The following is a 22,342-nucleotide window of genomic DNA, read 5'->3' on the forward strand; positions in this document are numbered from 1 at the left end:
GTGGTTTTTTATCGGCCTCGCTATCATAATGCATAGATAATTATTTCTCTGGAAGGATGATCGATGAAGGCGATATTAAAAGGTGTAGTAGGTTTATTGTTATTAGTTGTGGTGTTGATAATCGTTGCACCCATGCTGATCCCTACAGAAACGATTGTGTCACAGATCACGTCTCAGGTTGAGAAAACCACAGGCAGAAAGTTGACGATAGCTGGTGATAGCGAGTTATCCATCTTGCCAGAGCTGAATATCAAGCTTAACCAAGTGGCTTTTGACAATATGCCAACAGGCAGTGCGCCACATATGTTGGAAATGGAGCAATTAGCTGTACATATTCCATGGGGGTCTTTGTTCTCTGGTGATTTTAAGCTAGAGCGCTTTGTTATTCAAAACCCCAAGATATTGTTGGAAGTGGACGCAACAGGCAAGCCAAATTGGCAGTTATTTGACGCAACATCGACATCAGCAAGTACATCAACGAATGACACAAGCTCAGGTCCTGTCACCTTACCTGATGGATTTGATATTGCTTTAGGTGAAGTGGCAATTTATGGCGGGTCACTCATTTATGTAGATAATCAAGGCGGCACAAAGGAAGAACTGAATGATTTATCATTGAGTATAGTCCTTCCTTCATTATATCAATCACTTTCAGTGCAAGGCCAAGTTACTTTTCAAGATCAGCGCTTTGACCTTGAATTAAGCGTAGATACGCCAGCTAAGGCAATTCAAAGTGAAGACTTCAAATTTACTAAAAAGCTTCGTAATGAGTTGGTAAATATCGATTTTAATGGCAGCGTACTCAAGCAAGGTCAGCTGTTCGAAGGCGCGCTTTCGCTGTCGGGCAGTTCAGTGAAATCGTTAGCTGCATGGCAAAAGGTTGACTTGAATGCCAAAGACAATGCCTTTAACCAGTTTGAAATCACAGGAGACATGTCATTTGCGGACAATGTGTTTAACCTCAAGCAGTTCACTGCTGCGTTAGATGAGTTGGCCATAAAGGGTCGTGCACAAGTGAACTTAGCCCAGAGATTATCGGCCACTGCAGATGTCGACTTGGGGATGCTTGACTTAAACCCTTATTTGCCCGAACCCGCTGCTGTGCCTGAAAAAACGCCAGAGCCAAAAGAAGACACGCCAGCGCAGCCAATTGTATGGGATGATACTGAAATTGACTTGTCCGCTTTAAATGCATTAGATGCGGATATCGTGGTGCGCTCAACCGGGTTAAAAGCGCGCAAAGTTACTTTAGGCAAAAACCAGTTGTCAGTGAAGTTAAATGGCGGCAAAGCCATAGTGTCATTGGATAGCTTTAATGCTTATGAAGGAACCGGTAAAGGGAAGATAGAAATCAATGGGGCCAAACAGCCGTATCAGATTAAAACAAACTTTGCGCTTAATGGCATTAATGCTGAGCCATTGCTCACCGATGCCATCGACTTTGATAAAGTACTGGGTAAAGGCAGCATTAAATGGCAGTTAACTACTCAAGGCGTGAGCCAAAAGCAGTTTGTCTCTGCGCTTGGTGGACAATTGGCATTTGAGTTTAAGGATGGGGGCGTAAAAGGGGCCAACTTAGCTGAAATGGTGAGAAAAGGCCAAGACATGCTCAAAGGTAATTTCTCTGGGTTGTCTGAAGGCATTAATGCAGAGTTTGACCCACAGCAGAAAACCGACTTCTCAGCACTCACGGGGAGCTTTAAGTTTAATAAAGGCGTTGGGACGAATACTGATTTATTACTGGCTAGCCCACTTATTCGTGTGACCGGCTCGGGCGATGTTGATTTGCCCAAGACGTTTGTTGATTATCGTTTGGTAACGGGGATTGTCGACACCATTGAAGGGCAAAGTAGTCGTGATACAAGTACAGGCTTTAAAGTGCCTGTAAGGATCAAAGGCCCATTTCATAAAGTGGAAACGAACTTAGACTTAAGCAGTGCGGCTAAAGACAAAGCCAAAGACACTATCAAAGATAAACTTAAAGACAAATTCAAAGGTTTATTTGGCGGCTAGATTTCATCCGGGTGCAGATTACGTTGACCGTAATATGCACCTTATTACAGCTGTTCATCACGCATGAGAAACAGGTCATTAACTGCATATTGTTGGGTAAACCTGTAATGTGCCCAGCCCCTTCCTCCCGCGTAGATCTTGAAAGTTGGCTTGTAAACCCTCCTTTAGTATAAGTTTATTGTTGCTTATTTTGCATGGTCGGTTCTTTGTAAGGGAGCTAAGTGCCCGTTTTTAAGTATTAAAAGCCAAAGCGCATTTCTTTATTGTAAATAGTGCCGTGTACATGTGATATTTTTGATTGAAAAATATACACTGGTCGTTTAATTCTATTAGCTATATTCCCAATATAGAGAATTGTAAACATCATGCTCATTGCTCAGGACTTTTTAAACTTTTTTGATTTACAGGGTAGACAAAAAGAGATGCACAAGATGGTTCGGACTGTGATTGTCGAGCGTGCGTTATGAAAGTGATACAAGTCGAGCGTGTCAGTAAAACTTATCAGTATTACAGAAAGCCACAGGGTCTTTCAGCTTCCTTAAAAAGTCTTTTTCAGCGAGAAATTTCATACACAGAAGCCATTAAAGACATGTCATTTGAGATCGAGCGTGGGCAAGTTGTTGCTGTCGTTGGTGAAGCTGGAGCGGGGAAGACGACGACAATGAAGATGTTATCTGGCACTGAGTTACCGACGCACGGGAGAATTAAAGTATTCGGGGATACACCCTGTGCGCAGACAGCAGCATTTAAAAAGCGTTGTGCTTTTTTGACAAAGGAGGGTTTTCAGCTTTGGCCAGATCTACCTGCCATTGACAGCTTTAATTTATGTCAGTGTATTTATGAGATCCCGCTGCCTAAATATCGTCAAAGATTGAATTATTTGTCAGAGTTTCTGCATGTTTCACATTTATTAGATATTCAAGTACGACGTCTGTCTGGTGCTGAGCGCATCAAAATGGAGTTAATAGCGGCTTTATTGCATGGTCCAGAGATACTATTTTTAGACGAGCCGACACTGGGATTGGATTTTTTATCACAGCGCGCAGTTATACGATGTTTAAAATCATTGGCCAAAGCTGATCAACTGACGGTTTTGGTATCAAGTGATACCGTAGATGAGATTTCGATGTTGTGTGAGCGAGTTTTGGTTATTAAAAGCGGGCGTTTGGTATGTGATGATGACATTGAATTAGCAAAACAAGCATTAGGAGGTGCTGTAGAAGTGATATAAACGAAGTATCGAGGTGATAAATGCATGAACAATGAAAAAAAGTCATGTTAATACTCTCACTATGCTGATCGATTTATTTGCTGTGCCCACTGTTGGCTGTTAAATAAAGCTTTAGAAAATACTCCTCACGCGGCTGATAGCTTGATCCTGCCATCAAACTGTCATTCAAAATCAAAGAGAGTGCGTAACTCATCATAGTATTTATAAATTATCATCAATGAATACCTGATGGAGATCCGATTTACATCTTCGTAATCATTTTGTTTGCCAGATGATATCTACTTTGTGGTGTCAGCAGATTGAAAGGCCATCGAACCCCGTGTTAAAGCCTAGCGTTATCAGTGCTGAGTTACTGTGTCGAATACAATTATCCTAAAAACGTTTACGAACTGCGCTGTTGTTATTAATTAAATTATTCCTTGCTGTATGAATGTTTCGAAATTGAATCGAGTGTACAAAAGCTCTAGATTGAGATGTTTTAGCTAATTTTTAACCAATTTAATGTTTTAATTAAAATGAAAAAGCAGGAATGGATATATGCATGTAAATAAAAAAGCATTAACGGAACGTATTTTGGCTTTGCTATTGCCGACAATGGCCCTGACCAGCCCTGTCTGGGCACTCGATACAATTAATCAGCAACAGTTAAATCAACTCGCTGATACGCTCGATGTAAAATATCGACTATTAAGTAATATGCCAGAGCAATGCCCAGGGTCAACGGCTGAGTTTTGCTATCACGCACAAATTGAAATCACGAGTCCATTTACAGCCAGTGTGGATGGCTGGAAAATTTTATATAGTCAAGTGTACCCAGCCACGCAAAGTAAAAGTGAGCAACTGACACTGCGTCATTTTAATGGGGACTTGAATCACATTGCGCCAAGTAGCAGCTTCACGGGCTTCGAAGCTGGGAAGAGTCAAGTGATTGAATTCTGGGTTGCTAGTTCATTGCTTAATGAAGGCGAGTTAATGCCAAATTATATACTCACCGCGCAAGGGTTAGAACCCAAGGTCATTAAGAGCACACAATCTTATATTGAACCAGACACAGGGCTTGAAATAAAGCCATACGCAGCCGTGAGTGCGAAAAACAGCGTGATGCAATCTCATGCAGATGATCACTATATCAAATACTCTTCAGCAGCCTTGTTCGATAAATATGCTGTACAAAATTATGAATTGGACTCAGTGACACACGCGATTGTACCCACGCCGGAATCCGTGGAAGTATTTCGCCAAGATAACCCGCTTAACTTGCAAAAAGGCATTCAGTTGAAGCTCTCTGGGCTTGAGTATGGAGATGTTGCCGCCGCATTACAGCGTTTAGACGCTTTGGGTGTTAAGCAAACACATAACGGCATTGCCGTGCATATCACGGTAAGGGGTGAGCGTAAGAGTCATGCAGGCGCTTACCAACTGAGCACCCGAGAAGGAAAAATTCAGATCCAAGCACAAGATAATGCAGGTGCTTACTATGGGTTACAGTCTTTGGCGAGTTTGTTATCACTAGACACTATGCAGGTACCAGCGGTAACGGTGATTGATAAGCCTCGGTATAGTTATCGAGGTTTGCATTTGGATGTAGCGCGTAATTTTCGTTCCAAAGCGTTTGTATTGCGCTTACTCAGTAAAATGTCAGCGTATAAACTAAACAAATTGCATTTTCATTTAGCAGATGACGAAGGGTGGCGCATTGAAATTCCGGGTTTACCCGAATTGACAGAGTTATCATCTCATCGCTGTATAGATTTAGATGATAAGCATTGTTTGCAGCCTCAATTAGGCTCGGCAATTAATACTGGCAGGGATGGTTATTACTCTATTGCGGATTATCAAGAAATTTTGAATTTTGCAAAGCAACATCACATTGAAATTATTCCGTCATTAGATATGCCTGGCCACTCTCGTGCTGCGGTAAAAGCCATGGAGAAACGGTTTTATACGCTGACCAAGCAAGGCAAACATGATGCTGCACGACAGTATCTGTTGAGTGACCCGTTAGACGCCACAGAATACCGCTCAATTCAGCACTATAATGACAACACATTAAATGTGTGTATGGAGTCAACTTATGCATTTGTTGATAAGGTGATTTCCGAAGTGGCTGCACAGCATAAAAAAGCGGGCTCACCGCTGAATATTTATCATATCGGTGCAGATGAAACTGCGGGGGCATGGGTCGAGTCTCCGGCTTGTAAAAAGTTTATTGCGGACAAGTCGAATGACGTACATGAAGTTGAGGAACTAACAGGCTACTTTATCGAGCGTGTTGCAACTATGATTGCCGCAAAGGGCATTGAAGTGGCTGGTTGGAATGATGGCCTTTCTGAAACGAGGCAGGATAAGATGCCACGTAAAGTTGCATCATATGTATGGGCAACTTTGCCTCAAAATGCACATAAAGTCGTGAGTGCGCATGCTAGACGAGGGTGGGATATTATATTGTCTACCCCTGATGTGACTTATTTAGATTTTCCCTATGAGTTAGATCCAAAAGAGAGTGGCTATAAATGGGGGGCGAGAAGAACGAACAGTAAAACCATTTTTGAATTCATGCCAGATAATTTGCCTGCCAATGCAGAAATTAAAAAAGATACCATAGGAAGACATTACATTGCAGATGATCGTACGCAAGTGGATGGAAATGGTAAATTTACTCATCAGCCGCTACCTGCAGGATTTCGTGTGACAGGGATCCAAGGCCACCTTTGGTCTGAAGTCGTTCGCAAGGACCACTTAGCAGAATACATGCTATTTCCCCGTTTGTTGGCATTGGCTGAGAAAGCATGGCACCGCGCACAGTGGGAGGTGCCGTACAATTATGCAGGTGAAAAGTATGACCATACAACTGGCTTTTTTACTACAGACATGCGCAAGCAACGCGATCAGCAATGGCAAGACTTCATTCATGCTGTGGGCTACAAAGAGCTCGAAAAGTTCGATCGCCTTGGCGTGTTTTATCGGATCCCTAATGTGGTGAGTAAAGTCATTGATAAAAAATTACATGCTTCGACGATTATTCCGGGGTTACCGATCCAATATCGGATTAATCAAGGGGAATGGCAAGAATATGTTAATCCAGTGCGATTATCACAAGGAGGAAACATTGAATTGCGAGCATTGTCGCCAGACCGTCGTCGACCGGGACGAATTGAACTGGCTGACTTAACCGGGACCGCGCGACTCTAGGTAGCCTTGAGGTTGATAGGTTAAGTTGCTCATTAATTATTGCAGTAGTGACTAGCCGATTGGCAAGAGGTTCAGTAAAAGTATATATATTAGTGGTTTATGCTTGTTAAATAGAAAATAAGAATACCTTCATTGTTTCTTCATGGTGGATAGTGCGCGGACTACGCACACTATCCAGCGAGAGAATTGAATCAAGTGAGATGGAGATAATATGTACTCAACAAATGCAATGAATAAACTCATGGCGGCGACTTTCTTTACCCTGTCTGTAAGTAGTTGTGCTGGGACTAAAGACGTTGGGTCAGATAAAGTTGAGTTTACCTATCCAAATGGTGCGCAATATGCAATATCTTTAAGTTTCGATGATGCACGAAGCAGTCAAGTAGATGTAGGTATACCAATATTGGATAAACATGGTGTGAAAGGCACATTTTATGTTAACCCACAATTTGTAGAACAAAGACTCACAGGATGGCAGCAAGCGGCAAATAATGGGCATGAATTGGGCAACCACACCAGCTCACACCTCTGTACGGGCAATTTCGCCTGGTTACGCAAAGACAATCGAGGACTAGAACAAGTCGACCTGGATTGGTTGAAAGAGGATATTGAAGCCACCACACGATATATGAAAAAACACCTCAATGTTGAGCCTAAATCTTTTGCTTATCCATGCGGTAACACATTTGTGGGTAGAGGTAAGGAAGTGAGGAGTTATGTACCATTAATTGCCGAACTATTCAAAACGGGGCGCACTTGGTTAGATGAAACCGCTAATAACCCCACATATACAGACTTTGCACAACTGGCGGGTAATCGTATGGACGGTATGAGCTTTGAGGAAATTAAAGCGCAACTTGATTTGCTTAAAGAGACCAACAAATGGATTATTTTGGCAGGACATGATGTGGGTGAGAAAAGTATGTATACCACCGATAAAGATGCGTTAGAAGCGCTTATTGTGTATTTAAAAGACCCAAAGAATGGTTATTGGCTGGCCACAGTCGATGAGGTTGCAACCTACATTGAAAAAAATAGATAAACCAATGTTTGGTTGTTTTTTGAACTGCAACAAAGGCTTAAAATTCATGCTGTAGACTTGTTTTTTTCATCATCGACCTCATATGAGAGAAAGTGGTGAAAGCAGATGCAGCAATTTGATAAATTAATTAAAAATTGAACTATCTTTGGCTGAACTTTGCTGTTACAATTCCCCGCCCTTGAAAGACGAAAGCTTCGTTTTTTGAGTGGAAATTAATCTAAATGCTTAGCTTTTATACAAAATCTAAGTAAATGTTAACTACACCGGAGCATAGACAATGATCCAAATGCAAACTCAGCTGGACGTTGCTGATAACAGCGGCGCTCGCAAAGTGCAGTGTATTAAAGTCCTTGGTGGTTCGCACCGTCGCTACGCGCGTGTTGGTGACATCATTAAAGTTTCTGTTAAAGAAGCAATTCCTCGCGGCAAAGTGAAGAAAGGTGATGTTAAAAACGCTGTAGTAGTGCGTACTAAGAAAGGCGTTCGTCGTCCAGACGGCTCTTTAATCCGTTTCGATAGCAATGCGGCTGTTATCTTAAATGATAGCCATCAGCCAATTGGTACTCGTATCTTCGGCCCTGTGACGCGTGAACTACGTAACGAAAAGTTCATGAAAATCGTTTCACTAGCACCAGAAGTACTATAAGGAGTCGATCATGGCAGCAAAAATCCGTCGTGATGACGAAGTAATCGTACTAGCCGGTAAAGACAAAGGTAAGCGCGGTAAAGTGCTTTCAGTTGTAACTGAAACTGGTCGTGTATTTGTTGAAGGCGTAAATATCATCAAGAAACACCAGAAGCCTGTACCACAACTACAGCAAGCTGGCGGTATTGTTGAGAAAGAAGCGTCTGTCGACGTATCAAATGTAGCGATTTTCAATGCCGAAACTGGCAAAGCAGATCGTGTTGGTTTTAGATTTGAAGACGGTAAAAAAGTCCGTTTCTTCAAGTCTACTGGCAAAACTATTTAATAGTTGGAGTAGACGATGGCGAAACTGCATGAAGTGTACAAAGACAAAGTAGTAAAAGAACTTTTTGAAAAGTTCGGTTACAGCTCTGTCATGCAAGTCCCTCAGATCGAGAAGATCACACTTAACATGGGTGTGGGCGAAGCCCTAGCTGACAAGAAAATTCTAGAAAATGCAGTAGCAGATCTAGAAGCAATCTCTGGTCAGAAACCTCTAGTGACTAAAGCACGCAAATCAGTTGCTGGCTTTAAGATCCGTGAAGGTTACCCAATTGGCTGTAAAGTAACCCTACGCGGCGAGCGTATGTGGGATTTCCTTGAGCGTTTAGTCTCAATCGCGATGCCACGTATTCGTGACTTCCGCGGTGTTAGCGCAAAGTCTTTTGACGGTCGCGGTAACTACTCTATGGGCGTACGTGAGCAAATCATCTTCCCAGAAATCGATTATGATAAAGTAGACCGTGTTCGCGGTATGGATATCACAATCACTACTTCTGCGAAAACAGATGATGAAGGCCGTGCGTTATTAGAAGCGTTCAACTTCCCATTCAAAAAGTAAGGGTAGGGTTATGGCAAAGAATTCAATGAAAGCGCGTGACGTAAAACGTGCTAAATTAGTTGCACAGTACGCAGAAAAGCGTGCTGCACTTAAAGCTATCATCAGCGATGTTAAAACATCTGATGATGAGCGTTGGGACGCGGTATTAAAGCTTCAGTCTTTACCGCGTGATTCTAGCCCTTCACGTCAACGTAATCGTTGTAACATTACGGGCCGCCCACATGGTTACCTTCGCAAGTTCGGCCTAAGCCGTATCAAAGTTCGCGAAGCAGCTATGCGCGGTGAAATTCCTGGCCTTAAAAAGGCTTCTTGGTAATAGAATCACGGGAGTAAGACATGAGCTTGCAAGATCCAATCGCGGATTTGTTTACACGCATCCGTAACGGTCAGTCTGCGAAGAAGGTAGCTGTAACAATGCCAACTTCAAAGCTGAAAGTAGCTGTTGCTGACGTACTGAAAAACGAAGGTTTCATCACTGGTTATTCAGTATCAGGCGACGTAAAAGCAGAATTGACTATCGAACTTAAGTACTTCGAAGGCAAAGCTGTTATCGAAAGCATCCAGCGTGTTAGCCGCCCTGGTCTACGTATCTATAAGAAACGTGACGAATTACCAAAGGTAATGGGTGGTCTAGGTATCGCTATCGTATCAACTTCTAAAGGCCTGATGACAGACCGCGCTGCGCGTACCGCTGGTGTTGGTGGTGAAATCATTGGCTTTGTAGCTTAATCGGAGGGGAACTATGTCTCGTATTGCGAAGGCTCCTATTGCTGTTCCTGCCGGTGTTGAAGTTGCAATTAACGGCCAGGAAATCAAAGTTAAAGGTAAAAACGGTGAATTGACTCGCGTTCTTAACGACGCAGTTGAAGTTGTTCTTAACGACAACGTTATCACTACAGCACCTCGTGAAGTAGCAAATGCTTGGGCTCAAGCTGGTACTGCACGCGCTCTGATCAACAACATGATCATCGGCGTTAACGAAGGTTTTGAAAAGAAACTACAACTAGTCGGTGTTGGTTACCGTGCTGCAGTTAAGGGTAAAGTTTTAGACCTAACTCTTGGCTTCTCACACCCAGTGAACTTCGAGATCCCAGCGGGTATCACTATCGAAGCTCCAAGCCAGACTGAAATCGTTGTTAAAGGCGCAGACAAGCAGCTAGTTGGTCAAACTGCTGCAAACATCCGCTCATACCGTGAACCAGAGCCTTATAAAGGTAAAGGTGTACGTTACGCTGATGAGCACGTGCGTCGTAAAGAGGCTAAGAAGAAGTAAGGTAAGACGATGGATAAGAAAACAGCTCGTCTACGTCGTGCTAAGCGCACTCGTAGAAATATTATCGAACAAGGCACAACACGTCTTGTTATCCACCGCACGCCACGTCACATATACGCTCAAATCGTAAACGTTGAGGGTATTGTACTGGCTGCTGCTTCTACTGTTGAAAAAGCAATTGCTGAAACAGTTAAAGGCACTGGCAACATCGAAGCTGCACAAGCAGTTGGTAAAGCAGTTGCCGAACGCGCGGCAGACAAAGGCATCGAAAAGCTTGCTTTTGACCGCAGTGGCTTTAAATATCACGGCCGTGTGAAGGCGCTTGCTGATGCAGCGCGTGAAGCCGGTCTGCAATTCTAGGAGTAGACAATGGCTAACGTAGAAGCAAAGCAACAACAGCCTGATTTGGCTGAAAAGCTAATCGCGGTAAACCGTGTGTCTAAAGTGGTTAAAGGTGGTCGTATCTTTAGCTTCACTGCACTAACTGTAGTTGGTGATGGCGCAGGTAAAGTAGGTTTTGGTTACGGTAAAGCACGTGAAGTTCCAGCTGCTATTCAAAAAGCAATGGAAAAAGCGCGCCGTAACATGGTAAATGTTGATCTTAACGGTCACACGCTACAGCACCCAATCAAGGGTCGCCACGCGGGTTCTAAAGTATACATGCAGCCTGCATCTGAAGGTACAGGTATCATCGCCGGTGGTGCGATGCGTGCAGTACTAGAAGTAGCTGGTGTACAGAACGTACTTTCAAAAGCATACGGTTCTACTAACCCGATCAACATCGTTCGCGCAACAATTTCTGCTCTAGAGAACATGAATTCTCCAGAGAAGATCGCTGCGAAACGTGGTCTTAGCGTAGATGAAATCTTGGGGTAAGAAACCATGGCAAACACAGTTAAAGTAACACAAGTACGTAGCTCAATCGGTCGTTTACCGAAGCATAAAGCTACATTACGTGGCCTTGGTTTACGTCGTATCAACCATACTGTTGAGCTAGAAGATACGCCAGCAGTACGTGGTATGATCAACCAAGTTTCTTACATGGTTAAGGTTGAGGGCTAATTCGATGCAATTGAATACACTTTCTCCTGCTGCAGGTTCAAAAACTGCTGGTAAGCGTGTTGGTCGTGGTATCGGCTCTGGTCTAGGTAAGACTGGTGGTCGTGGTCACAAAGGTCAAAAATCGCGTTCTGGCGGTAAAGTACGTGTTGGTTTTGAAGGCGGTCAAATGCCTATGCAACGCCGTCTACCAAAGTTTGGCTTCACTTCACGCAAATCACTAGTATCTGCTGAAGTTAACCTTTTCGAAATCGCGAAGGTTGAAGGCGACGTGGTAGAGCTAAGCACACTACAAGCAGCTGGTATCGTTAAGAAGAACATTCAGTTCGTTAAAGTTGTTAAATCTGGCGAAGTTTCACGCGCAGTTACTGTTAAAGGCATTAAAGTGTCTAAAGGTGCTCGCGAAGCTATCGAAGCTGCCGGAGGCAAGGTAGAAGACTAAGGAAGTACACTATGGCTAAACCAGGTCAAGATATGCAAAGCGCACAGAGTGGGCTTGCGGAGTTGAAGCGCCGATTACTATTTGTATTGGGTGCCATCATTATTTACCGTCTAGGTTCATTTGTGCCTATCCCTGGGATTGACGCCGCTGTACTTGCCGAGTTCTTCGAGCAACAAAAGGGCACCATCTTTGCCATGTTTAACATGTTCAGTGGTGGTGCGCTTGAGCGTGCATCTGTACTCGCGCTGGGTATTATGCCTTACATCTCAGCCTCAATTATCATGCAACTATTAACGCATATACATCCTGCGATGATAGAGCTGAAAAAAGAGGGTGAGCAAGGGCGTAAGAAGATCAGTCAGTACACGCGTTACGGCACGCTCGTGCTTGCTACAATACAGTCGATCGGTATCGCAACTAACCTACCAAACATGATGGAAGGCTTGGTTGTGAATCCTGGTTTCGGTTTCTACTTCACAGCTGTTGTGAGTTTAGTAACTGGTACTATGTTCCTGATGTGGCTGGGCGAACAAATTACAGAACGTGGTATCGGTAACGGTATCTCGGTGCTGATATTTGTTGGTATCGTAGCTAACCTGCCGTCTGCAATCGGTTCGACAGCAGAAATGGCGCGCCAAGGCGATTTGAATGTCTTTATCTTAGCACTTATTGCGTTTATCGTTGTTGCGGTAACTTACTTGGTAGTATTCTTTGAGCGTGGTCAACGTCGTATCGTTGTTAACTATGCTAAACGTCAGCAAGGCCGTCAGGTCTTTGCAGCGCAGAGTACGCATTTACCATTGAAAGTTAACATGGCAGGGGTTATTCCACCAATATTTGCTAGCAGCATCATTCTGTTCCCTGGTACAATTGCAAGCTGGTTCGGCCAAGGTGAAGGTCCACTTGCTGATGCACTACAAGCAGTGTCAGCTGTGTTGACCCCAGGTCAGCCTCTGTACGCAATGGTACTAGCCGCAGCGATTATTTTCTTCTGCTTCTTCTATACAGCGTTGGTGTTTAACCCACGTGAGACAGCAGATAATTTGAAAAAATCTGGCGCATTTATTCCAGGTTATCGCCCAGGTGAGCAGACGTCTAAATACATTGATAAAGTGATGACACGCCTGACATTGGCAGGTGCAATGTACATTACCTTTATCTGTCTGGTGCCCGAGTTTATGACCATGGCATGGCAAACGCCATTCTACTTCGGCGGTACATCAATTTTGATTATCGTTGTTGTTATCATGGACTTTATGGCACAAGTACAGACTCATTTGATGTCTCATCAATATGATTCTGTGCTGAAAAAAGCAAACCTTAAAGGCTACGGCCGATAGGGTCTGTTACGGAGTTGAGTTATGAAAGTACGTGCTTCCGTTAAGAAAATTTGCCGTAACTGTAAAGTTATCAAACGTGCTGGTGTAGTACGTGTGATTTGCAGTGAGCCTAAGCACAAGCAAAGGCAAGGCTAAGAAATCTAGTCGTGCAGGCTAAGTTAATCACTTAGCCTGTTTCATTGGTAAAACTTGAATGTCGGTTGGGTATCCTGTACGGGCTTTCCAACAAGATGATAATCAGGTTTATTTATAGGAGATATGTTAGTGGCCCGTATCGCAGGCATTAACGTTCCTGACCATAAGCATGCTGTTATCGGTTTAACAAGCATCTATGGTGTAGGTAAAACTCGCGCTAAGGCGATCTTAGCTGCGACAGGTATCGCTGAAACTACTAAAATCGGCGAGTTAAACGACGAAACTCTTGACATCCTTCGTGAAGAAGTTGGCAAGTACACTGTTGAAGGTGATCTTCGTCGTGAAGTTACACTAAACATCAAACGTCTTATGGACCTTGGTTGTTTCCGTGGCTTACGTCACCGTCGTTCGTTACCACTACGTGGTCAACGTACTAAGACTAACGCGCGTACTCGTAAGGGTCCACGCAAGCCTATCAAGAAATAAGGTGGGGTAAGTTATGGCAAAAGCACCAATTCGTCGTAAAAAGGTCAAAAAGCAAGTTGTTGACGGTATGGCTCACGTTCATGCTTCTTTCAACAACACTATTGTGACCATCACTGACCGTCAAGGTAATGCTCTTTCTTGGGCGACTGCGGGTGGTTCAGGTTTCCGTGGTTCTCGTAAGTCTACTCCGTTCGCTGCACAGGTTGCTGCTGAGCGCGCAGGTACTGCTGCACAAGAGTACGGTCTTAAGAACCTAGAAGTATTCATTAAAGGTCCAGGTCCAGGCCGTGAGTCTGCTGTACGTGCATTGAATGCTGCTGGTTTCCGTATCACAAACATCACTGACGTGACGCCAATCCCACATAATGGTTGTCGTCCACCGAAGAAACGTCGCGTATAATTAATAGGTTAGGAGAAAGAACATGGCAAGATATTTGGGCCCTAAGCTCAAGCTGAGTCGTCGTGAAGGTACTGACCTGTTCCTTAAAAGCGGCGTAAGAGCAATTGACTCTAAGTGTAAACTAGAAACAGCACCTGGTCAGCACGGCGCACGTAAAGGTCGTCTATCTGATTACGGTTTACAGTTACGTGAAAAGCAAAAAGTTCGTCGTATCTACGGTGTACTTGAAAAGCAATTCCGCAACTACTATAAAGAAGCTGCTCGCCTTAAAGGCAACACAGGTGAAAACTTGTTACAGCTTCTAGAGCAACGTCTAGACAATGTTGTATATCGCATGGGTTTTGCAAGCACACGTGCTGAAGCACGTCAGCTAGTAAGCCACAAAGCGATTATGGTTAATGGTCGTGTTGTGAACATTCCTTCTTTCGTTATTACTCCAGAAGATGTAGTAGTAATCCGTGAGAAGTCTAAGAAGCAAGCGCGTATCATCGCTGCTCTAGAGTTGGCTGAGCAACGCGAAAAGCCAACTTGGATTGAAGTTGACGGTAAGAAAATGGAAGGTACTTTCAAGCGCCTACCTGAGCGTTCTGATCTGTCTGCGGACATTAATGAACAACTAATCGTCGAACTTTACTCGAAGTAAAGTTAAGAGTTAAGAGAGGATAAAATGCAGGGTTCTGTAACCGAATTCCTAAAACCAAGATTAGTCGATATCGACGCTATCAACTCAACCCGTTCTAAAGTAGTTTTAGAGCCTCTAGAGCGTGGCTTTGGTCACACTTTAGGTAATGCTTTACGTCGTATTCTTCTTTCGTCTATGCCGGGTTGTGCAGTGACAGAAGTCGAGATCGACGGTGTATTACACGAGTACAGCGCGAAAGAAGGCGTACAAGAAGACATCATTGAAATCCTGTTAAACCTTAAAGGTCTGGCAGTTACTTTAGAAGGTAAAGATGAAGTTTTCCTTACCCTGACTAAGTCTGGTGTAGGCCCTGTGACTGCGGCTGACATCCAGCACGACGGCGATGTAACAATTGCTAATCCTGAGCACGTTATTTGTCACTTAACTGCTGACAATAGCGATATCAGTATGCGTATCCGTGTTGAGCGCGGTCGTGGTTATGTTCCGGCGTCAAGTCGTTTATCCTCTGATGACGATGAGCGTCCAATTGGTCGTCTGTTGCTAGATGCATCATTCAGTCCAGTTGAACGTATTGCGTACTCGGTTGAATCAGCCCGTGTTGAGCAGCGTACTGACTTAGATAAACTAATTATCGATATGGAAACTAATGGCACACTAGATCCTGAAGAAGCGATCCGTCGTGCATCTACAATCCTAGCTGAACAGCTAGAAGCGTTTGTAGACTTGCGTGATGTTTCTGAGCCAGAAGAAAAAGAAGAGAAGCCGGAGTTTGATCCGATTCTACTTCGTCCAGTTGATGATTTAGAACTAACAGTACGTTCTGCAAACTGTCTGAAAGCCGAGCAAATTCAATATATCGGTGATCTGGTACAGCGTACTGAGGTTGAGCTTCTTAAGACGCCAAACCTTGGTAAGAAATCTCTAACAGAGATTAAAGACGTGCTAGCTTCTCGTGGTCTTTCTCTAGGCATGCGCCTAGAAAATTGGCCACCTGCAAGTCTAGCTGAATAATCAGATTACTATATTAGTTTAGTTAGAAGGATAGGGTCATGCGCCATCGTAAGAGTGGTCGTCAATTAAACCGTAACAGCAGCCATCGCAAAGCGATGTTCAGCAACATGGCTGGTTCTTTGGTGAAGCACGAAATCATCAAAACAACTTTGCCTAAAGCGAAAGAGTTGCGCCGTGTAATTGAGCCTTTAATCACACTGGCTAAGACTGACAGCGTAGCAAACCGTCGTTTAGCGTTTGCTCGCACGCGTGATAAAGAAGTAGTTGGTAAATTGTTCTCTGAGATCGGTCCACGTTTCGCGGATCGTCCAGGTGGTTACACTCGTATTCTTAAGTGTGGCTTCCGTGCAGGTGACAATGCGCCAATGGCTTATATTGAACTACTTGATCGCCCAGTTGCGACTGAAGAAGTTCAAGAAGACGCGCAGTCTGCAGAGTAAGTCTTTATAAGACACGAAAAAGCCGAGCATTAGCTCGGCTTTTTTGTTTTAACCCCATTGATACAGAGTTATATGTCCTCTGTTTTTAAAATTTCCAATGAAAAACTAAACCGGTGTTATTACCATTATAAATTAGCTTATACCATGTATGATCCATAGTATATTCAACAAGTGTGTGTCTCAGTTCTAAATCAGCGGAAAGTGTCTCAAAATGATATTTTAAACTACCGATATAGGCTGTTTCATTCTCAAACCCGAGATCACCACCAAAATCATTACTCAGTTCTACTCCTGTTTGTAAGCCAATACCTACACCAATAGAAAAAGATTGGTTTGCTCTGTAGTAAGGTACAACATTGAAGGAAAACCTCTCGAAAGATAAATCACCATCCTTTGAGAATGCGGTATCCGAGTGGTAATTTGCACTGGCTTCAATTGCCCATTTGTTATTTAGTTTGTAAGAGAGTCCCCCTCCTACGATAAGACCTTGCCCTGCTTTGATATTTTGAGTGTCATCGTTTGTATATGTAACGTTTAGAACAGTATCTCCACCAAACGTATAACCAGCAGTAAGTGAATATGTTACATTGTTTTGCGTTTCTTCTGTCGCAAATACGCTCATGCTAGTTAATAAACCAACCGCTAAAATAGCTTGCTTCATTGGAATAGTTGTTCCTATTTGAATTAAATCAAGAGAATTTTAGCCCGTAATTCCCCTTATTTGGAACGAAATTATCATAAACTACAAATTTTAATGTGTTATAAAGTATAAAATTGCAAGGTTTGTCTGTATTTTGCTCGAAAGGTGCGTTTTTATAAGTTTTTGATAAAAAGTACTTGATCCAAATTTAGAACTCCCTATAATGCGCACCCACTGACACGGAGCAACACGCTGAAAAGCAAGCAGCAAAGTGAAGGTTAAAGCCAAACTGAAAGCTTAATTGAAAATAAATTAAATTTTCTAGTTGACTTTAAAAGTGAAGCGGTTAATATAGCGCTCCACTTCGCAGCAACGCTGCGGTAACTAACCAAGAGTTAGTTACACTGTTCTTTAAAAATATGAAGCAATCATCTGTGTGGGCACTCGTACAGATTGAGTTCTAACAAAATATTTAGAGTCTCAATTTCTTATGAGTGACTATATAGTCAATTTATACAGAATTCATTGAGCACGAATCTTCGGATTCAAAAAACTTTTAATTGAAGAGTTTGATCATGGCTCAGATTGAACGCTGGCGGCAGGCCTAACACATGCAAGTCGAGCGGTAACATTTCTAGCTTGCTAGAAGATGACGAGCGGCGGACGGGTGAGTAATGCTTGGGAACGTGCCGTAAGGTGGGGGACAACCATTGGAAACGATGGCTAATACCGCATAATGTCTACGGACCAAAGGGGGCTTCGGCTCTCGCCTTATGATCGGCCCAAGTGGGATTAGCTAGTTGGTAAGGTAATGGCTTACCAAGGCGACGATCCCTAGCTGGTTTGAGAGGATGATCAGCCACACTGGAACTGAGACACGGTCCAGACTCCTACGGGAGGCAGCAGTGGGGAATATTGCACAATGGGCGCAAGCCTGATGCAGCCATGCCGCGTGTGTGAAGAAGGCCTTCGGGTTGTAAAGCACTTTCAGTAAGGAGGAAAGGTTAGTAGTTAATACCTGCTAGCTGTGACGTTACTTACAGAAGAAGCACCGGCTAACTCCGTGCCAGCAGCCGCGGTAATACGGAGGGTGCGAGCGTTAATCGGAATTACTGGGCGTAAAGCGTACGCAGGCGGTTTGTTAAGCGAGATGTGAAAGCCCCGGGCTCAACCTGGGAACTGCATTTCGAACTGGCAAACTAGAGTGTGATAGAGGGTGGTAGAATTTCAGGTGTAGCGGTGAAATGCGTAGAGATCTGAAGGAATACCGATGGCGAAGGCAGCCACCTGGGTCAACACTGACGCTCATGTACGAAAGCGTGGGGAGCAAACAGGATTAGATACCCTGGTAGTCCACGCCGTAAACGATGTCTACTAGGAGCTGGGGTCTTCGGACAACTTTTCCAAAGCTAACGCATTAAGTAGACCGCCTGGGGAGTACGGCCGCAAGGTTAAAACTCAAATGAATTGACGGGGGCCCGCACAAGCGGTGGAGCATGTGGTTTAATTCGATGCAACGCGAAGAACCTTACCTACACTTGACATACAGAGAACTTACCAGAGATGGTTTGGTGCCTTCGGGAACTCTGATACAGGTGCTGCATGGCTGTCGTCAGCTCGTGTTGTGAGATGTTGGGTTAAGTCCCGCAACGAGCGCAACCCCTATCCTTAGTTGCCAGCGATTCGGTCGGGAACTCTAAGGAGACTGCCGGTGATAAACCGGAGGAAGGTGGGGACGACGTCAAGTCATCATGGCCCTTACGTGTAGGGCTACACACGTGCTACAATGGCAGATACAGAGTGCTGCGAACTTGCGAGAGTAAGCGAATCACTTAAAGTCTGTCGTAGTCCGGATTGGAGTCTGCAACTCGACTCCATGAAGTCGGAATCGCTAGTAATCGCGGATCAGAATGCCGCGGTGAATACGTTCCCGGGCCTTGTACACACCGCCCGTCACACCATGGGAGTGGGTTGCTCCAGAAGTAGGTAGCTTAACCTTCGGGGGGGCGCTTACCACGGAGTGATTCATGACTGGGGTGAAGTCGTAACAAGGTAGCCCTAGGGGAACCTGGGGCTGGATCACCTCCTTAACGATTTAGAACAAATTTGTTCGAAGTGTCCACACAGATGATTGTTAGTTAGCTTTATAGCTAATTAATATTGCTCTTTAAAAATTTGGAAAGCTGATAATTAAATTCTCGAATAACAAGCAATTGTTATTCAGAGTTTTCGAAAGAAAATGCCGATTAATCATTTAATTGATTAATTAGCGTCTACTTTAGTATTACTTAACTTCTGGCGAAGTTAAAACTGTCTTTGACGATACAAACCATTTTGGGTTGTATGGTTAAGTGACTAAGCGTACACGGTGGATGCCTTGGCAGTTGGAGGCGATGAAGGACGTACTAACTTGCGATAAGCTAAGTCAAGCCAGTAAGAGGCACTTGAGACTTAGATTTCCGAATGGGGAAACCCACCGCTTAGCGGTATCTTACAGTGAATACATAGCTGTAAGAGGCAAACCGGGAGAACTGAAACATCTAAGTACCCCGAGGAAAAGAAATCAACCGAGATTCCGAAAGTAGCGGCGAGCGAAATCGGATTAGCCCTTAAGCTTCAGTGTAATTAGTGGAACCTTCTGGAAAGTTGGACGACACAGGGTGACAGTCCCGTACACGAAAATTTATCTGAAGTGAAATCGAGTAGGTCGGAGCACGTGAAACTTTGACTGAATATGGGGGGACCATCCTCCAAGGCTAAATACTCCCAACTGACCGATAGTGAACCAGTACCGTGAGGGAAAGGCGAAAAGAACCCCTGTGAGGGGAGTGAAATAGAACCTGAAACCGTGTACGTACAAGCAGTAGGAGCCCTTCGAGGGTGACTGCGTACCTTTTGTATAATGGGTCAGCGACTTATATTCTGTAGCGAGGTTAACCATTTAGGGGAGCCGTAGCGAAAGCGAGTCTTAACTGGGCGCTTAAGTTGCAGGGTATAGACCCGAAACCCGGTGATCTAGCCATGGGCAGGTTGAAGGTCAGGTAACACTGACTGGAGGACCGAACCCACTAACGTTGAAAAGTTAGGGGATGACCTGTGGCTAGGAGTGAAAGGCTAATCAAACCGGGAGATAGCTGGTTCTCCCCGAAATCTATTTAGGTAGAGCCTCGGACGAATACTTACGGGGGTAGAGCACTGTTAAGGCTAGGGGGTCATCCCGACTTACCAACCCTTTGCAAACTCCGAATACCGTAAAGTACTATCCGGGAGACACACGGTGGGTGCTAACGTCCATCGTGGAGAGGGAAACAACCCAGACCGTCAGCTAAGGTCCCAAAGTGTATGTTAAGTGGGAAACGATGTGGGAAGGCTAAAACAGCTAGGAGGTTGGCTTAGAAGCAGCCATCCTTTAAAGAAAGCGTAATAGCTCACTAGTCGAGTCGGCCTGCGCGGAAGATGTAACGGGGCTAAACATACCACCGAAGCTACGGCTGCGAACTTATGTTCGCGGGGTAGGGGAGCGTTCTGTAAGTGGCTGAAGGTGTGCCGGGAGGCATGCTGGACATATCAGAAGTGCGAATGCTGACATGAGTAACGATAATGCGGGTGAAAAACCCGCACGCCGGAAGACCAAGGGTTCCTATCCCATGTTAATCAGGGTAGGGTGAGTCGACCCCTAAGGCGAGGCTGAAGAGCGTAGTCGATGGGAAACGGGTTAATATTCCCGTACTTGGTATAAATGCGATGGGGGGACGGAGCAGGCTAGGCAAGCATGGCGTTGGTTGTCCATGTGAAAGGCTGTAGGCTGGTGACTTAGGAAAATCCGGGTCGCTAAGGCTGAGAGTCGAGACGAGCTACTACGGTAGTGAAGTTGTTGATGCCCTACTTCCAGGAAAAGCCTCTAAGCTTCAGTTTATATCGAATCGTACCCTAAACCGACACAGGTGGTCAGGTAGAGAATACTAAGGCGCTTGAGAGAACTCGGGTGAAGGAACTAGGCAAAATTGTACCGTAACTTCGGGAGAAGGTACGCTCTTGTTTGTGAAGGACTTGCTCCGTAAGCAAACGAGAGCCGCAGTGACCAGGTGGCTGGGACTGTTTATTAAAAACACAGCACTGTGCAAAATCGTAAGATGACGTATACGGTGTGACACCTGCCCGGTGCCGGAAGGTTAATTGATGGGGTTAGACGTTTGTCGAAGCTCTTGATCGAAGCCCCGGTAAACGGCGGCCGTAACTATAACGGTCCTAAGGTAGCGAAATTCCTTGTCGGGTAAGTTCCGACCTGCACGAATGGTGTAACCATGGCCACGCTGTCTCCACCCGAGACTCAGTGAAATTGAAATCGCAGTGAAGATGCTGTGTACCCGCGGCTAGACGGAAAGACCCCGTGAACCTTTACTACAGCTTGGCACTGAACATTGACCCTACATGTGTAGGATAGGTGGGAGGCTTTGAAGCACAGTCGCTAGATTGTGTGGAGCCGTCCTTGAAATACCACCCTTGTAGTGTTGATGTTCTAACTTAGGCCCCTAATCGGGGTTGAGGACAGTGCCTGGTGGGTAGTTTGACTGGGGCGGTCTCCTCCCAAAGAGTAACGGAGGAGCACGAAGGTTGGCTAAGTACGGTCGGACATCGTACGGTTAGTGTAATGGTAGAAAGCCAGCTTAACTGCGAGACAGACACGTCGAGCAGGTACGAAAGTAGGTCATAGTGATCCGGGTGGTTCTGAATGGAAGGGCCATCGCTCAACGGATAAAAGGTACTCCGGGGATAACAGGCTGATACCGCCCAAGAGTTCATATCGACGGCGGTGTTTGGCACCTCGATGTCGGCTCATCACATCCTGGGGCTGAAGTCGGTCCCAAGGGTATGGCTGTTCGCCATTTAAAGTGGTACGCGAGCTGGGTTTAGAACGTCGTGAGACAGTTCGGTCCCTATCTGCCGTGGGCGTTTGAGAATTGAGAGGGGCTGCTCCTAGTACGAGAGGACCGGAGTGGACGAACCGCTGGTGTTCGGGTTGTTATGCCAATAGCATTGCCCGGTAGCTACGTTCGGAATCGATAACCGCTGAAAGCATCTAAGCGGGAAGCGAGCCTCGAGATGAGTTCTCACTTTAACTTAGAGTTAACTGAAGGGCCGTTGAAGACTACAACGTTGATAGGCGAGATGTGGAAGTGCTGTGAGGCATTGAGCTAACTCGTACTAATTACCCGTGAGGCTTAACCATACAACGCCAAAGTGGTTTTAAGCTTGTTAGAAGTTAAGAATATAAAGTAGACGATAAGAATTTAATTACGCTTCCAGATTTTAGTAAGGTTTGATAAACATTCTTGCAAATGAAATGACAGAATTTCCATTTGGGAACCATAGCATTTTGGAACCACCTGATCCCATGCCGAACTCAGTAGTGAAACGAAATAGCGCCGATGATAGTGTGGGGTTTCCCATGTGAAAGTAGGACATTGC

General features: G+C 44.7%; 22 protein-coding genes and 3 rRNA genes. 24 read left to right on the plus strand and 1 reads right to left on the minus strand.

Annotated elements, in window-relative coordinates; genetic code table 11:
• Positions 1 to 63: 63 nt before the first annotated feature.
• From JF50_RS21510 to rplQ, 21 genes are all read left to right on the plus strand, one after another.
• Positions 64 to 2,013, plus strand: a complete 1,950-nt coding sequence (locus JF50_RS21510; RefSeq protein ID WP_039611413.1) for an AsmA family protein — start codon at positions 64 to 66, stop codon at positions 2,011 to 2,013.
• Between the two features lie 463 nt (positions 2,014 to 2,476).
• Entirely contained in the window at positions 2,477 to 3,244 is a 768-nt protein-coding gene (locus JF50_RS21515; protein ID WP_052262650.1) for an ATP-binding cassette domain-containing protein, read from the plus strand.
• A 537-nt stretch (positions 3,245 to 3,781) separates the two neighbouring features.
• Positions 3,782 to 6,436 (plus strand): family 20 glycosylhydrolase, encoded by a 2,655-nt coding sequence (locus tag JF50_RS21520; protein ID WP_052262652.1) that lies wholly within the window; start codon positions 3,782 to 3,784, stop codon positions 6,434 to 6,436.
• 211 nt (positions 6,437 to 6,647) lie between these two features.
• On the plus strand, positions 6,648 to 7,478 hold the full coding sequence (locus JF50_RS21525; protein WP_235423493.1) for a polysaccharide deacetylase family protein: 831 nt from the start codon (positions 6,648 to 6,650) through the stop codon (positions 7,476 to 7,478).
• A 277-nt stretch (positions 7,479 to 7,755) separates the two neighbouring features.
• Complete coding sequence (gene rplN, locus JF50_RS21530) at positions 7,756 to 8,124, plus strand: 50S ribosomal protein L14 (RefSeq protein ID WP_039611414.1); 369 nt, start codon at positions 7,756 to 7,758, stop codon at positions 8,122 to 8,124.
• Between the two features lie 10 nt (positions 8,125 to 8,134).
• A complete protein-coding gene (gene rplX / locus JF50_RS21535) occupies positions 8,135 to 8,449 on the plus strand; it encodes a 50S ribosomal protein L24 (protein ID WP_023401269.1) in 315 nt (104 codons plus the stop codon).
• A 15-nt stretch (positions 8,450 to 8,464) separates the two neighbouring features.
• Positions 8,465 to 9,004 (plus strand): 50S ribosomal protein L5, encoded by a 540-nt coding sequence (gene rplE, locus JF50_RS21540; RefSeq protein WP_010386945.1) that lies wholly within the window; start codon positions 8,465 to 8,467, stop codon positions 9,002 to 9,004.
• Positions 9,005 to 9,014: 10 nt separating this feature from the next.
• Positions 9,015 to 9,320: a 30S ribosomal protein S14 gene (gene rpsN / locus JF50_RS21545; protein WP_023401268.1), complete on the plus strand. Its 306-nt coding sequence runs from the start codon at positions 9,015 to 9,017 to the stop codon at positions 9,318 to 9,320.
• Positions 9,321 to 9,340: 20 nt separating this feature from the next.
• Positions 9,341 to 9,733, plus strand: coding sequence for a 30S ribosomal protein S8 (gene rpsH / locus JF50_RS21550; RefSeq protein ID WP_039611415.1), 393 nt, complete (start codon positions 9,341 to 9,343; stop codon positions 9,731 to 9,733).
• Positions 9,734 to 9,746: 13 nt separating this feature from the next.
• Complete coding sequence (gene rplF / locus JF50_RS21555) at positions 9,747 to 10,277, plus strand: 50S ribosomal protein L6 (protein WP_023401266.1); 531 nt, start codon at positions 9,747 to 9,749, stop codon at positions 10,275 to 10,277.
• A gap of 9 nt (positions 10,278 to 10,286) precedes the next feature.
• Positions 10,287 to 10,637 carry a 50S ribosomal protein L18 gene (rplR, locus tag JF50_RS21560; protein WP_023401265.1) on the plus strand — a complete coding sequence of 117 codons (351 nt, stop codon included), beginning with the start codon at positions 10,287 to 10,289 and terminating at the stop codon, positions 10,635 to 10,637.
• A 9-nt stretch (positions 10,638 to 10,646) separates the two neighbouring features.
• Positions 10,647 to 11,153 (plus strand): 30S ribosomal protein S5, encoded by a 507-nt coding sequence (gene rpsE, locus JF50_RS21565; RefSeq protein ID WP_023401264.1) that lies wholly within the window; start codon positions 10,647 to 10,649, stop codon positions 11,151 to 11,153.
• A gap of 6 nt (positions 11,154 to 11,159) precedes the next feature.
• Positions 11,160 to 11,339, plus strand: a complete 180-nt coding sequence (rpmD, locus tag JF50_RS21570; RefSeq protein ID WP_010378276.1) for a 50S ribosomal protein L30 — start codon at positions 11,160 to 11,162, stop codon at positions 11,337 to 11,339.
• A 4-nt stretch (positions 11,340 to 11,343) separates the two neighbouring features.
• A complete protein-coding gene (rplO, locus tag JF50_RS21575; protein WP_039611416.1) occupies positions 11,344 to 11,778 on the plus strand; it encodes a 50S ribosomal protein L15 in 435 nt (144 codons plus the stop codon).
• 11 nt (positions 11,779 to 11,789) lie between these two features.
• Positions 11,790 to 13,118, plus strand: a complete 1,329-nt coding sequence (gene secY, locus JF50_RS21580; protein ID WP_039611417.1) for a preprotein translocase subunit SecY — start codon at positions 11,790 to 11,792, stop codon at positions 13,116 to 13,118.
• Between the two features lie 21 nt (positions 13,119 to 13,139).
• Positions 13,140 to 13,253: a 50S ribosomal protein L36 gene (rpmJ, locus tag JF50_RS26840; protein WP_002959476.1), complete on the plus strand. Its 114-nt coding sequence runs from the start codon at positions 13,140 to 13,142 to the stop codon at positions 13,251 to 13,253.
• Positions 13,254 to 13,382: 129 nt separating this feature from the next.
• Complete coding sequence (gene rpsM, locus JF50_RS21585; RefSeq protein ID WP_010378282.1) at positions 13,383 to 13,739, plus strand: 30S ribosomal protein S13; 357 nt, start codon at positions 13,383 to 13,385, stop codon at positions 13,737 to 13,739.
• A 13-nt stretch (positions 13,740 to 13,752) separates the two neighbouring features.
• Entirely contained in the window at positions 13,753 to 14,139 is a 387-nt protein-coding gene (rpsK, locus tag JF50_RS21590) for a 30S ribosomal protein S11 (RefSeq protein WP_010386935.1), read from the plus strand.
• Positions 14,140 to 14,161: 22 nt separating this feature from the next.
• Positions 14,162 to 14,782 (plus strand): 30S ribosomal protein S4, encoded by a 621-nt coding sequence (gene rpsD, locus JF50_RS21595; protein WP_039611418.1) that lies wholly within the window; start codon positions 14,162 to 14,164, stop codon positions 14,780 to 14,782.
• Between the two features lie 24 nt (positions 14,783 to 14,806).
• Complete coding sequence (locus JF50_RS21600; protein ID WP_023401260.1) at positions 14,807 to 15,793, plus strand: DNA-directed RNA polymerase subunit alpha; 987 nt, start codon at positions 14,807 to 14,809, stop codon at positions 15,791 to 15,793.
• A 38-nt stretch (positions 15,794 to 15,831) separates the two neighbouring features.
• Complete coding sequence (gene rplQ, locus JF50_RS21605; RefSeq protein WP_010386932.1) at positions 15,832 to 16,233, plus strand: 50S ribosomal protein L17; 402 nt, start codon at positions 15,832 to 15,834, stop codon at positions 16,231 to 16,233.
• 85 nt (positions 16,234 to 16,318) lie between these two features.
• Here rplQ and JF50_RS21610 read toward each other — a convergent pair whose 3' ends face one another.
• Positions 16,319 to 16,894 (minus strand): outer membrane beta-barrel protein, encoded by a 576-nt coding sequence (locus JF50_RS21610; RefSeq protein WP_039611419.1) that lies wholly within the window; start codon positions 16,892 to 16,894, stop codon positions 16,319 to 16,321.
• 536 nt (positions 16,895 to 17,430) lie between these two features.
• Here JF50_RS21610 and JF50_RS21615 point away from each other — a divergent pair.
• The 3 genes from JF50_RS21615 to rrf form a co-directional block, all read left to right on the plus strand.
• Positions 17,431 to 18,963 (plus strand): 16S ribosomal RNA (locus tag JF50_RS21615).
• A gap of 255 nt (positions 18,964 to 19,218) precedes the next feature.
• A 23S ribosomal RNA gene (locus tag JF50_RS21620) occupies positions 19,219 to 22,103 on the plus strand.
• Positions 22,104 to 22,232: 129 nt separating this feature from the next.
• Positions 22,233 to 22,342 (plus strand): 5S ribosomal RNA (rrf, locus tag JF50_RS21625); the annotation flags it as partial.

This window comes from Pseudoalteromonas luteoviolacea (assembly GCF_000814765.1).
Taxonomy (GTDB): Bacteria; Pseudomonadota; Gammaproteobacteria; order Enterobacterales; family Alteromonadaceae; genus Pseudoalteromonas; species Pseudoalteromonas luteoviolacea_H.